11 protein-coding genes are annotated in these 12,639 nt (G+C 45.5%); 2 read left to right on the top strand and 9 right to left on the bottom strand.

Annotated features, from left to right (window positions below; translation table 11 throughout):
• Positions 1 to 13 precede the first annotated feature (13 nt).
• Entirely contained in the window at positions 14 to 1,402 is a 1,389-nt protein-coding gene (locus DXC51_RS10870; RefSeq protein ID WP_117544532.1) for an MATE family efflux transporter, read from the top strand.
• Positions 1,403 to 1,460: 58 nt separating this feature from the next.
• Here DXC51_RS10870 and DXC51_RS10865 read toward each other — a convergent pair whose 3' ends face one another.
• Positions 1,461 to 1,859 (bottom strand): helix-turn-helix domain-containing protein, encoded by a 399-nt coding sequence (locus DXC51_RS10865; protein ID WP_181970082.1) that lies wholly within the window; start codon positions 1,857 to 1,859, stop codon positions 1,461 to 1,463.
• Positions 1,798 to 2,292: a helix-turn-helix domain-containing protein gene (locus DXC51_RS10860; RefSeq protein ID WP_025490592.1), complete on the bottom strand. Its 495-nt coding sequence runs from the start codon at positions 2,290 to 2,292 to the stop codon at positions 1,798 to 1,800. The genes DXC51_RS10865 and DXC51_RS10860 overlap by 62 nt, the downstream gene beginning before the upstream one ends.
• A gap of 216 nt (positions 2,293 to 2,508) precedes the next feature.
• On the opposite strand from DXC51_RS10860, the gene DXC51_RS10855 reads away from it, so the two are divergent.
• A complete protein-coding gene (locus DXC51_RS10855; protein ID WP_035321545.1) occupies positions 2,509 to 3,117 on the top strand; it encodes a hypothetical protein in 609 nt (202 codons plus the stop codon).
• Between the two features lie 9 nt (positions 3,118 to 3,126).
• On the opposite strand, the gene DXC51_RS10850 is transcribed toward DXC51_RS10855, so the two are convergent.
• The 7 genes from DXC51_RS10850 to DXC51_RS10820 all read right to left on the bottom strand — a co-directional run bounded on the left by DXC51_RS10850 (position 3,127) and on the right by DXC51_RS10820 (position 12,628).
• A complete protein-coding gene (locus DXC51_RS10850) occupies positions 3,127 to 4,050 on the bottom strand; it encodes an AraC family transcriptional regulator (RefSeq protein WP_021635376.1) in 924 nt (307 codons plus the stop codon).
• Positions 4,051 to 4,121: 71 nt separating this feature from the next.
• Positions 4,122 to 5,156, bottom strand: coding sequence for a LacI family DNA-binding transcriptional regulator (locus DXC51_RS10845; RefSeq protein ID WP_025490590.1), 1,035 nt, complete (start codon positions 5,154 to 5,156; stop codon positions 4,122 to 4,124).
• 209 nt (positions 5,157 to 5,365) lie between these two features.
• Entirely contained in the window at positions 5,366 to 7,117 is a 1,752-nt protein-coding gene (locus DXC51_RS10840) for a glycoside hydrolase family 35 protein (protein ID WP_117544529.1), read from the bottom strand.
• A gap of 214 nt (positions 7,118 to 7,331) precedes the next feature.
• Positions 7,332 to 8,990 (bottom strand): DUF3502 domain-containing protein, encoded by a 1,659-nt coding sequence (locus DXC51_RS10835; protein ID WP_021635380.1) that lies wholly within the window; start codon positions 8,988 to 8,990, stop codon positions 7,332 to 7,334.
• 76 nt (positions 8,991 to 9,066) lie between these two features.
• Positions 9,067 to 9,987, bottom strand: a complete 921-nt coding sequence (locus DXC51_RS10830; RefSeq protein WP_044915847.1) for a carbohydrate ABC transporter permease — start codon at positions 9,985 to 9,987, stop codon at positions 9,067 to 9,069.
• Positions 9,988 to 10,005: 18 nt separating this feature from the next.
• Positions 10,006 to 10,968 carry an ABC transporter permease gene (locus DXC51_RS10825; RefSeq protein ID WP_021635382.1) on the bottom strand — a complete coding sequence of 321 codons (963 nt, stop codon included), beginning with the start codon at positions 10,966 to 10,968 and terminating at the stop codon, positions 10,006 to 10,008.
• Positions 10,969 to 11,473: 505 nt separating this feature from the next.
• A complete protein-coding gene (locus DXC51_RS10820; protein ID WP_021635384.1) occupies positions 11,474 to 12,628 on the bottom strand; it encodes a glycoside hydrolase family 88 protein in 1,155 nt (384 codons plus the stop codon).
• Between the last annotated feature and the right edge of the window lie 11 nt (positions 12,629 to 12,639).

Below are 12,639 nucleotides of genomic sequence, written 5' to 3'. Positions count from 1 at the left end.
GAAATGACAGAATATGGATACTTTGACCGGGCAAAAAAAGATCTTTCAATTGTATGACAAATCCCTGAGCCGGATTGAAACGCCTCAGGGGACGCTGACGCTGGTATCGGTGTTTCTCCCCTTCTTTGTGGAAATGCTGCTTACCAACTCCATGGGAACCGTCAACACGCTGGTGCTCAGCCACTATTCCGATGAGGCCGTGGCATCCGTAGGCGCAGCCAACCAGCTGATGGGCATGATATTTACCTTTTATACGGTTATCAGCACCGGCGCCAGCATTTTTATCAGCCACCGGCTGGGGGCAAAGCAGAAGGAGGCGGCTTCAGACGCCGCCTTCACCTCCATATTCTGCGGGCTGGCGCTCAGCCTCGTGGTGGGGACCGTGCTTTCCCTCTTTGCCCACAGGCTGATGGAAATGATGCAGCTAAGCGGCCAGGTGCTGGAGGATGCGGCGGTTTATTTCCGGATCTGCATCTCCTTCTCCTTTTTCCAGGCGCTGATATCCTCCATTTCCGCCATCTTCCGGAGCTACGGCCTGCCGAAAATAGCGGTCTGGGTATCACTGTTCATGAATTTTCTGAACGCCGTGCTGAATGTAATCGTTATTTTCCGGCCGTTTGAAACTCCGCTTCATGGGGTCAGCGGCATTGCGATTACCAACGTAATCAGCCGCGGAGCTGCCTTTGTACTGATTGTGGTATGCCTTCTGAAAAGCTCCCTGGAGCTAAACTTCCGTAAGAAGAACCTGAAAACGCTGAAATGCATCGGAAATATCCTGCATATCGGTCTTCCCGGCGGAATCAGTTCACTTTCCTATTCCACTTCCCAGGTGGTATCCACCTCCATCCTCGCGGTTCTGGGGACGGCGGCCATCTCTACCAAAATATACCTGTCCACCATATTCTTTTATGTCTATGTGATCGGTATGTCCCTTGGCATGGCAACCTCCCTCATCATCGGCTGGATGACCGGAGCAGGGGAATATGATAAGGCTTACCGGCTGAACATGCAGAACCTGCGCATTGCCGTGCTGTTAAACGCCGCCGGCTCCACCCTGATTTTCCTTTTCGGCGGACCGTTGATGGGCCTGTTTACGGACAGTGCGGAAATCATGGCTCTGGCACGTCCCATCCTGTTTATCGATATTTTTGTGGAAATCGGCAGGGCCTTCAACCATATCGAGGATAACTCCCTGCGCGGCGCCGGGGATGTGATATTCTCCATGATCGTTTCCATTATTTCCTGCTGGACCATGAGCATCCTCTTTTCCTATATTCTGGGAATCCGGCTGGGACTGGGGTTGACAGGCTGCTGGATTGCCTTTATGATGGATGAACTGTTCCGTGGAATCACCTTCTTCTTCCGCTGGCGGTCGCGGCGTTGGACACTGCGGAAGGTATAACCGAATCGTCGTAACCGGATCAGGCATTTTGATGTTGAAAAGCCTCTGTCGTTTTCCATTACGGCAGAGGCTTCTTTTGTATTTTTCTTTGTTTACCTTTTATTTTCTTAGCTTCCATTTCTTCTATCATTTTTCTGAAATCTGAACTGTCCCTCAGCGTTTTCTTACTCATTTTCAATACGTAAGAGAGAATTCTGGTCTCATACTCATCGCAATCCTTAAGCAGCTCTATATATCCTCCCGGCAGCTGGGGTTCCTTTCTGTCTGGCTCGTCATAGAGAAGTTCATCCACAGATACATACAGCGCATTGGCTATATTTACAATGATCTCCAGACTGGGATTTCCGAGTCCTGATTCAATCCGGCTGACATATACCGGAACAATACCGACTGCATCAGCCAGCATTTCCTGAGTCATGTCCGCCCTGATTCTGGCTATCTTGATCCGTTTTCCCATCTCTTTCTTCTCCGCCTGCGTCAGCTGCTTCTTTTCCCCTTTCCTTCTTCCCATTCCATTTCTTCCTCTCCAACAGCTTTATAGCTTCCGTATAGTCCTCGTCCATCCGCAGCGTTGCTTTATACCATTTTAAAATATAAAGCAGCTGACGCTGTTCGTTAGCACTGCAGTCCTTCAGCGTATCCATTATTTCCCACCTGAACACTCTGCCGGATTTCAATACACTGTCACACAGAAGCTCATCATTCCGGACAGAAAGAGCCTTGGAAATACTGCATAAAACAGCCAGGCTGGGCCTCTCATTTCCCGATTCCAAATTCGATATGCGGGACGGTTCCACCACAGCCAATGACGCCAGCTTTTCCTGACCAATTTCCATCCTGTTTCTTGCTGCTTTTATTCTTTCACCAAGCGCTTTCGTATTCACCGTCACAAAGACCAGCCTCCTGCATTACGTCTTATATGACTCATTGTAACCTTAGATATAGTATATTATAATAAACTATATAATTAATTTATTATTATAGTATAATTATTTAATCCGTAATAAAAGATTGTTTTCCGGGAATGCTTATATAGATGCGCGCTGCTTACAAATTTACATAACATAATAAACGGGGATCTTTTTTCTCCGATGAAAGGAATAATCATGGAATTTGAATCGGTAGAAATCCGCAGGCTGCTGGCCGCGCTTACGGAACGCACCCGGAAAGGGACGATTAGCTGGGAAGTGGCGGAATACGATCCCATCTGCTTTATGACTGAAATGGGTGTGGAATTTGATGGCTCGGAGACAGAAAATTTTGCCCAGAACATCGCCTTTTGCTGCCGGCTGAAAACCGGCCGCTCCATCTGGCTGGAGGCCTATGAATCCATAGGCTTCCCGTCTCCCCGCGGCTTTCCCTCCCCATCGGCCGGACCCGCCCTGAGGGGCCTGGGGTTTTACATCATCCGTTTCCTCTCCCCTTCCGGGAAGGTGCTTTACCAGTCGGAACGGATTGTGACCAAAAGAGAGCAGCAGCTTCTCATATGTCTTCTCTGTGACGCTGTTTTTCAGAATACGGAGCCTTATTTTCTCCATCTGCCGCACAATAATACGGCACAGTTCCAGAAATACCTGCACCATCATGATCCGGGCGGCGGCCTGGAGGGCCATCCGCTCTCCCAGCTTATGAAAAAATTTTACAGGGATAACCGCTGTCTGGAATTTCATTTGCTGGCCATAAGCTGTGCCAACGGAATCAAAAACGGGAAATGACGCATTCTGTCATTTCCCGCTTTTTCTCCCGTTCAGGCCTTCCCTGGCATATTCTGTGGGCGATTTTCCCGTATACTTTTTAAAGACCCTGCTGAAATAGTATTCATCCGGGAACCCAACGCTCTCCCCGATTTTGGACATTTTCCAGGGGGAATTGAGGATCAGAGCCTTGGCATGGTTAATCCGCACCCGGTTCAGATACCTGAAAATCGTCTGCCCCGTCACCTTCTTAAAGGTACGGTTCATATAATCAAAATTGCCGCCGAATTCCTTTTCCAGAAGCTGACCCGTGATATCCCCGGCATATTCCCTGTTCAGGTAATTCAGCATTTCCTGTACATTCCGGTAGGAGCGGGGCTGCTCCTCCACATAGGCAACCGTCTCCGTGGATACATAGCTTCTGCCAATTTCCACAAAAGCCTCCAGTATCTTACAGGCCAGCATGGTTTTATAATTCTCCAGCTGTGTCGTGTTATTTTCCACCGCCTCATTCAAAAGCTCTGTCACCTTAACAAGACTGCTGTAATCGGCCATGTGGTAATGCTTCGGAAGATACAGGCTCTGGCCTTCGCACTTTTCATAGCTGAAAATATCACTCTGGATCGACTCCTGCCTGTTCTCCAGCAGAAGCTTCTGGAATCCCTTTTCTTCTTCAAAGGGTTCTATTTCAGGATGCCTGAAATGTACGTAAAAATACTCGCACCAGGAGGCTTTCACTCCCACATGTGTAAACCGGGGATCCAGTACAAATACATCCCCCGGCTGAAGGGTAACCGCCCGTCCGTCCTCCTCCAGATACATGACGCCCTTCTTAATGAGATAAACTATGTATTCGTCCGCCTTTCTTCTCCGGTGCACGTAAGGCGGTTCAATCACCACCGAATCCGCCAGCCTGACCGATGGCAGAATCCGGGGATTCATCCGGTAAAACATTCCCTGCTGTCTCCCTTCCTCTCACCCCTCCGGGCATACCGCCGGCCAGCCCGGAACCGGAAATCCAATACTTAACGCACCTGCTTACAGGAATCCCGAATCACCAGCCTGGATTTCACCATCTGTACCCGCGGCGGCTCCTCATTGTGGATAGCCTGTATGGCAGTTTCGATCAGAGTCTTCCCGAACAGCTTATAATCGTAGCCGACACAGGTCAGCCTTGGCATACAGGTCTCTGCAATATAAGTATTATCAAAGCTCACCACGGAAATATCGTCCGGAATGCTGTAGCCCTGCTCCCGCAGCGCGCGGACAATCCCCACAGCCGTAAAGTCATTGATGGCGATAATCGCACTGGGCATGGGATGATCTTCCCTGATAAAGTGATACATTGCTGCATTCCCACTTTCTATGTCATAACTGATACCATCCACAATATATTCTTCCCGCACAGGAATCCCGTATTTACGCAGTATCTGGCGGTAACGAAGACGCTTATCCAAAGTTGATTTTACATTATCACGGCCGCCAATCAACGCAATATCCCTGTGGCCGTTTTCAATCAGAAATTGCATCATAAGTTCCATGGACTGACCTTCATCAAGATTCACCTGATAACAGTCAGCACCGTCCAGTTTTCCAGTAATCAAAACCGGTGTTGTATTGGCAATTCGATTGATATTCTCCACATATCTGGTATCCGATACCAGTTCATCAACTTTTCCTCCGATTTGAATAATCGCATCCACCCTTTGTCCTGAAAACTTTTCCAAATAAGATACTTCCATCTCATTACTTCCCAGGGAATTACACAACATAAGCAGGTACCCATTCTTATTGGCCTCCTTTTCACATTCCACAGCCATCGTAGCATAGAAAGGATTTCTGATATCAGAAACCATCAGGCCGATGATTTTGGTTTCCACACTGCTTAATCCCCTGGCCAAAGCATTGGGCCTGAAATCGTATTTACGTATTAATGCCTGAACTTTGGATTTCTTATCCTCGCTTACCTTCGCGTTCCCTGTCAGGACTCTGGAAACCGTAGCGGGGGATACCCCCGCTTCCTTTGCAATTGTATAGATACTTATAGTCTCTTTTTCCATAACACGCCTCCCCCGCTTCTTCCCCCCGCATATAGTAACTATGTCAATGAAACCGGTATCATTATATTTTATTATAATACATACCGCGGAATAAACCAATCTTTTTTTACCAAAAATCGGTTTTGTGCAAATTTTATACAAAATTTGCACTTTCACAGCCAATCAGTACGATTTAGGATAAGCTCATGAGTGGAGTGTCATTATAATTTCTAACCTACATCCGGTTCGGCCTTCAGACTGATTTCATCCGCAGCCCTGCCATCTGTTTCAAAAAGAATAATTTCATTAACTCCTTTTTTCAATAGCGGCGCTGGTATATAGAGGCGTTTCTGAGGCCCTATCTCCCAGAACCGGCCCAAATTGAAACCATTAAGGAATGCACAACCCTTTCCCCAGCCTGCAAAATCCAAAAATGTATCTCCCGCTTCCTCCACTTCAAAGGTAAAACGATAAAATCCCGGAGTTCCTTCCTTATATCCCTTAGTAAAATCAAGCTTATCCAGATTATCCAAAGGCAATGTATACATATCCCAGTTATAATGCATATGCCCGTTTAACTGTACGCAACCTTCAATTCCCTTTCTCTGATACTCCATACGAGGCCCGAAATTGACACGGCCCATATTTTCTATCAGAATATCCAGTGGAGCTCCGGATTCAAAATCCACATTTACCTGGGCTTCTGCCAGTAATTCTCTATCATATAACGTAATCACCGGTTTATTATCCACAAATATATTCGCCCTGTCATTCGCTCCCCATAGACGGATTTTTTCCAGATTCTGTTCTCTTTCCAAAGCTGTATGGTAAAGGATATAACCGTAGCTTTGATCCAGCTTTTCCATAGGAATCGGAAAAGTACTCTTTACGGGAACAGAAATATCTTCAAGTACCTGGAACAATCCGACCTTCTCCTGTACTTTCAGAATTCCATAATCCTTCTTTTTAATGTCCGTAGTAAAAGCAACTGTCGGAAGCTGCGTATGTTTTCCAATGATTTCCCTGTATTTTTCATATTTCAGGGTGAAATCGCCGGCTTCCGTAAGCACTGCGTCATAATCATAACTGGTAACATCCGGCGTCAGTTCATCATAATAGTTTGAGCCATTCATAAAACCAAAGTTGGTTCCGCCTTCAAACATGTAAATGTTCACATGCCCCAGCTCCAGCATCCTGTCCAGATCCTTCGTACTTTCTTCCAGATGACCGCGCATATGGCCACCATTGCCCCAATGATCAAACCACCCCACCCAGAATTCCGTACACATCAGAGGGCCGCCGTCCGTATACTTTTTCAGCACATCAAAGCGCTCCTCTGTTTTTGAACCGAAATTGCCGGTGGGAAGCACGCCCTGCAGCCTGCCGCAGGAAAGGGATTCATCCATGGGGCCATCAGAGGTTACAAGGGGTACCGTTACACCATTTTCCAACATAATCTGTTTCATAGCTTCCATATAATTGGTATCGTCACCGTAGTAGCCATATTCATTTTCCACCTGCATCAGTATTATTGGACCGCCGTTTGTAATCTGAAGAGGTGTAAGCACGGGGAACAGCACCTTGTAATATTCACGAACAGCATTTAAAAAAGGCTCATAGCAGGCTCTCAGACGCATCCCATCTTCTTTCAGCAGCCATGCCGGAAGTCCGCCAAACTCCCATTCCGCGCATATATACGGAGAAGGGCGCACGATGACATAAAGCCCCAGTTCCTGAGCGAGCAGGATAAACTTTTTTATATCCAGCATACCATCGAACCTGAACTGTCCTTTTTGGGGCTCATGCATATTCCATGGCACATAGGTTTCCACTGTATTAGCCCCCATTGCTTTCAGTTTTTCCAGTCTGTCACGCCAGTACTCAGGAACAATTCTGAAATAATGAATAGCTCCCGATATGATTTTGAACGGTTTTCCGTCCAAATAAAAATCATCCCTGATTTCAAAAATACTCTCCTTCATTCCCTCTCCTACTCCTTTTCCAAAAGTCAATATTTTTCAATCTATCTGAGAATAACATCGGTTATTGAATTTTCCACTCCATTATACATAAATTTTTAATTATATGTATATTAAAATAAATATTATCTGAATAATTGATGGGATGATACAAATTTTGCCGGCTGCATACCCGATATACAGCCGGCAAAGTTTTTCAGGTATTAAATCTTATATCCTACTTATAAACCGCATCTACCTGTTTCTGTAATTCTTCAAGAACTGTTTCAAAGCCTGCACTCTGTAATGCTGCTCTGTATTCAGCAACGATATCTTCTGCGCTGCCATCATATTTACCATAAGAAATCTTCTTCATGTAGTTATCATGAATTTCATTGATGTTATTGATATTGGACTGGATAGCTGACAGATCCGGTACCAGTTTACCATAAGGATAGTCAATCTTTACCTTATCATATTCCGCACACAGAGCTTCATAGCTTACCAGGTCTCTCTTGCCGTCCGGGATTTCCAGATCGTCGTTTCTGCCCCACCAGTAGTTGAAAGCAATACCTTTTCCTTCATCTGTATAGCCTTCAGGCTGCTGTCTTGTGCCTGTTGCTTCATCATAAACATACTGCTCGCCTTCCCTGCCGTAGCAGATCAGGTGATAAACTTCTTCATTGTTTCTCAGATAATCAGCTACCATCAGCGCTCTTTCAGGATTCTTGCTTGCTGCAGAAATAGCCATTGCGCCATGGGTAATGTTAAGAGCTACCAGGTTGCCAGTTTCTTCGCCGAACCAGAAGAAGCCAACATCAGAACCAGGCTGTTCTTTGTCCATTCTGGGTCTTACAGTACCATACCAGGTCTCTGTATGGTGCTGATCTACGGAAGTCTGTCCCTGTAACATTTCTTCTCTGTTATCAACACCGGTATTGTTCAGAACGTCTGTCTTCCAAACACCGAGGGTATCCCATTCCTTCATCATCTTAGCGAATTCTACCAGTTCATCGCCTTCATAGAAAGGAGACCAGAGAGTATAAGGATCATTGGTGCGGCCTCCGTATAATGCGCCTGCACAGATACCGTCAATGGAGATGAAGTCTGTGTGGGATGCCATCCATCCGCCTACAAGCTGAACGTTGTGTGTTCCGTCACTGTCCCAAGGAAGGACATCAGGATGTTTCTCTTTTACGCTCTTGAAGTAGGTTGTCAGATCTTCCCAGCTATGTACGCCGTTTTCCAGACCTGCTTCTTTTGCCCAGTCCATACGGTACATAAAGCCGTGGTTGGTCCACTGAGTAAAGTGATCTTCAGGGAGGAAATAAATTTCTCCGTTGTATTTACATTTATCCCAGTTCTCTGCCGGAACCTGCGCATAGGTTAAAGGTGCATAGGTTTTCAGCATATCCTCAGAAAGTTCAAGGAATGCGCCCTGCTGTGCGTTAGGCCATGCATCCAGCCAGTCAGTACCTGTACCTACCAGGTCAACACTACCGTCCATCTGTGCCAGTGTCAGGTTGTAGTTGGAAAGATAGTCTGTCCATCCAATATTGTAAACTTCCAGCGTGGTATTGATTTCTGATTCCAGAATCTTATTGATTTCTGCCAGAGCCGCTTCCTGCTCACCATTTGTCTTGGCATCACCTACTGTCATATAGGTAATTGTTACATGCTCAGAGGTATCGATTCCTGCATACGGGTTATTGGGATCCACCTCTGCATCTGCCGCTTCGCTTCCTCCTTCTGACGCTTCTGTAGAAGCTGCCGGAGTGGTTGTGCTGCCGCTGCTGCTTCCGGTTTCTGTGCTGCCGCTGCTTCCGCACGCTGCAAGAGACATTGTCATGACACCGGTTAACAGGAGTGCCATCATTTTTTTACTGAGTCTGCTCATGCTTACATCCTCCCTTAAAATTTAAATAATTTTTATATGTGAATTCCTTCTGTGTGGAATTGTCACCTTGGATAAATCAGCCCTTTACTGCACCTACGGTAATACCGCCGATAAAATACTTCTGAACGAACGGATACAGGAAAATAATAGGTCCGCAGGATACCATTGCAGTTGCCATTTTCAGTGTTTCGGACGGAAGATCCGTCAGGGTTACATAGGTTCCGGCCACAGAATTCTTCAGACTCTGTACTTTATTTACAACTTCGTAAAGATTGTACTGCAGTGGCTTATAGGTTACCTTGGAGCTTAAGAACAGTGAAGACTGATACCACTCGTTCCAGTAGCCCAATGCCAGGAACAGACCAATGGTTGCCAACGCCGGCTTCAACATAGGAAGAATCAGGGAAACGAAGATTCTCATATCGCCTGCGCCGTCTATCTTGCCGGATTCGGTGATTTCGTGAGGGATTGCCTTAACAAAGTTCTTCATCAGGATAATCAGCCAGGGTGACATCAGCAGAGGAAGAAATACTGCCAGATAGCTGTCCTTCAGATGATAAAACTGTGTCATTACCAGGTAATAGGGTGCAAGTCCCGCCTGGAAAAGGCTTGTAAAATAAATGTAGAAAGAAATAGCATTCCTGTAAGGGAAATCCTTTCTCTGCAGCGCATAGCCCGTCATGGCAATGATGCTTAAGCCAACGGCCGTACCGCATACCGTCATTAAAATTGTTACGATATAAGATCCGCCGATTGTTCCGGCTTTTAAAATAAGTTCATAAGCATAGGTGGTAAATTCCTTGGGAATTAACTGCACCCCTTCCACACGCACAATCGCTTCTGAGGTAAATGAAGTTCCCAGAATAATCAAAAAGGGAAAAACACAGGCAATTGCATAGATGGTAACTAATATGTATCCTAACGTACGAATAATCTTATCGGAAATATCCAATTTAATTTTCGTCCCGTTCATTGATTTCGTGTTCGTGTTTGACATTCTAATTCTCCTCCCGTATTAGAATAATGAATAATCCGGTTCAATTTTCTTAACCACAAAGTTACAAAGCATAACCAGTGCAAATCCTATGATCGACTGATAAAAACCAACTGCGGATGCGGTAGAGAAATTAAAGTCGGTAATTGTCGCACGATATACGTAAGTTTCAATAATGTCGGTGGTCGGATAAAGGATGGAGTTCTGTCCGATTATGTTGTAGAACAAACCGAAGTTGCCTCTTACAATGCCGCCCAGTGCAAACAGGAGAAGGATTACGATAGTAGGACGTAAACCAGGGATAATTATGTAGCGGATTTTCTGGAAGGCATTTGCTCCATCTACCCTGGCCGCCTCAATGATTTCAGCATCGATGCCCATGATTGCGGCGAAGTATACTACCGAGTTATATCCTGTGTTCTGCCACAGATTTACCAGTACAATGAGGAACGGCCAAACTTTAGGATTGGAGTAGGGTCCCCATTTCTCCATGCCCAGGCTGCTCAGTACAGAGTTCACAAAACCGTAGTCGTAGTTGAGCATGTTGTAAACGAGCAGACCTACAAGAACCTGAGAAATAAAGTAAGGCAGGAACATCATTGTCTGGGAAACCTTCTTAAACCATTTGCTCCTCATTTCATTCAACAGGATAGCAAGGAAAACTGCTACCAGGTTGCCCAGGATAATGAATGCCAGATTATAAAGAACCGTATTTCTGGTTAATTCAAATAATTTACCCGATGTCTGCAGGAACTTGAAATTGTCCAGTCCAACAAAAGGACTACCAAAAATACCTCCACGATAATTGTAATTAACAAAGGCAACATAGATACCCGGCAGCGGAATGTAGTTAAATGCCAGAAAGAATAAAATTGCCGGAAGACACATCAGAATTAAGACTCTGTAACGTATGATATTCTGCCATACAGTTCTCTTCTTTCCTACCGCCTTAACTGCGGCTGCATTTTTTTTAGATTTTTTCACTCTTTTTCCCTCCTGTTGCTCCTAAAATACTGCCCAAAAATCGGAGCCTATTATTTTGAAACCCATTTCATAACTAGATTATATGCAACTTTTTCCCGCGCGTCAACACTTTTCACACAAAAAAAAAAAAAAAAAGCACTATTTTTGTGCATTCAGTATAATTTTCTATTTTTATCATTGTTTTACGCAACCTATTTTTGTGTATTTTTTATTATCGTTTTTTATTTAAGTTTAATATTAATCTATATACAGTTCATATTTAGAAACCGCTTTCACCGATTTAGCTACAAATATAATTATTTATTACACCAGGTTATCAACGACATATTAAATGAAATCATTTGAATACAATACAAAAAACCGGCATTCCAAAATTTGAATTGCCGGTTTTTCTCTATCATTTTGAGTTCTTTCTATTTTTTTATGTAATGTTCTTTATACTTTTACAAACTACATTTTTTAAGTTTAGCATTTACAAACCTATGCTCTTATAAACCTATTTTCTTTACCAGTACTGCTCCCAGTCCTTCGCCAGCCTGGTCAGAGCCTCCATGTAGAAATAGTCTCCCCAGGAATTGCATTCATCCACGCCGCAGTGATTGCAGGTATTGTAGGGTGAATGATTGGAGTAGGTGCTGTGAAGCACCAGGCCGTTGGAGCTTTCATGATCCTTCACGGCATAATTGTCATATATCGACTTCATAATCTCAGATGCCTTCCGGCTGTAAAAAGCGGCATCCTCCTCAGGCAGGTATTTAGCCATTTCCAGCATACCGCAGGCTGCAATAACAGCTGCCGAGGAATCCCTGGGCTGATCGGAGCCGTCCGTAAATTCAAAATCCCAGTAAGGCACCAGATCCTCCGGCAGATGTGACAGGAAGTACTCCGTCACGGTGCGGAAGGCATCAATATATTTCTCTTCTTTGGTATAACGGTAACCCAGCGCCGTTCCGTATACGCCCCAGGCCTGTCCCCTCGCCCATGCGGAGCCGTCGCGGTAGCCCTGGCAGGTAGCGCCATGATCCGGTTCCCCGGTTTCCATATTGAAGAAGAAGGTATGCCAGGTAGAGCCATCCTCACGGATTACATTGGCAAGGGCGGTATGGATATGCTTCTCGGCAATGTCCCTGTATTTGCTGTCCCCTGTTTCCTCCGACGCCCAGTAAAGAAGGGGCAGGTTCAGCAGGCAGTCGATGATCAGACGGTAGTTTTCAGGCGCGTTCATGGCTCCCCAGGCCTGAATGAATTCCCCTTTTTCATGGAAACGGCTGATGAGCTGGTCTGCCGCCTTGACCGCCGCTTCTTTTCCCAGTTCATTTCCCGTCAGCTTCCAGGCCGCCACGCAGGAGGGTGTATAAAGGAAGCCCATGTCGTGATGATCCACACAAATCTTGTTATCAATGCGGTGAAGGAAGTCCTTCACCTGAACCTCCGCTGCCTCGCGGAATGCCTCATTCCCCGTATGCTCATAGGCAAGCCAGATTTCACCTGTCCAGAAGCCGTCAGTCCAGTCGTTATTTTCAACCGGTTCATAAAAATTGTCCACACTGTAGGCATTCTGGAATTTATCCGTAAACTCCGGCAGATATTTCAGGATCTGTGCTGCTGAAAAGTCCAGCGCCTGCTTAACCTCTTCTTTGCTTATTTCCTGATATTCCATATTCTGCTCCC

It is taken from the genome of Eisenbergiella massiliensis (assembly GCF_003435485.1).
This window is presented reverse-complemented; position numbering and strand designations above follow the sequence as displayed.